Annotated in this window: 1 pseudogene; it reads left to right on the forward strand. The window is 55.6% G+C overall.

Annotation, left to right across the window (positions count from 1 at the left end):
• Positions 1–739: pseudogene (locus HA46_RS20640) on the forward strand (IS3 family transposase); the annotation flags it as partial.

Here is a 739-nt window from a genome sequence, read left to right on the forward strand (position 1 = left end):
GACGCTCAGGCTGAGATCCGACGCCTCCAGAAAGAGCTGAAGCGGGTTACCGACGAACGGGATATATTAAAAAAAGCCGCGGCGTACTTCGCAAAGCTGTCCGACTGAGGTACGCCTTTATCCGTGACAACACCCATTGCTGGCCTGTCCGACTGCTTTGTCGGGTGCTGGATGTGCATCCGAGTGGTTTTTACGCCTGGCTTCAGCAGCCGGATTCACGGCGGCATCATGCTGACCTGAGGCTGACGGGGCTGATAAAGCAGTTCTGGCTGGAGTCGGGTTGCGTTTATGGTTATAGCAAGATCCACCTCGACCTGCGGGATACCGGACAACAGTGCGGAGTTAACCGTGTCTGGCGACTGATGAAGCGTGCCGGGATAAGGGCTCAGGTCGGGTACCGTAGCCCACGGGCACGTAAGGGTGAAACCAGCATCGTGACGCCCAACAGGCTCCAGCAACAGTTCAACCCGGAAGCACCGGATGAGCGTTGGGTAACGGACATCACCTACATCCGGACTCACGAAGGCTGGCTGTATCTGGCCGTGGTTGTTGACCTGTTCTCGCGCAAAGTTATTGGCTGGTCAATGCAGCCCCAGATGACAAAGGATATTGTCCTGAATGCACTTCTGATGGCCGTGTGGCGACGTAATCCTCAAAAGCAGGTGCTGGTTCATTCTGATCAGGGCAGTCAGTACACAAGCTATGAGTGGCAGTCGTTCCTGAAATCACACGTGCTGGA

The sequence above is a fragment of the Pantoea septica genome, from assembly GCF_002095575.1.
GTDB classification, from domain to species: domain Bacteria; phylum Pseudomonadota; class Gammaproteobacteria; order Enterobacterales; family Enterobacteriaceae; genus Pantoea; species Pantoea septica.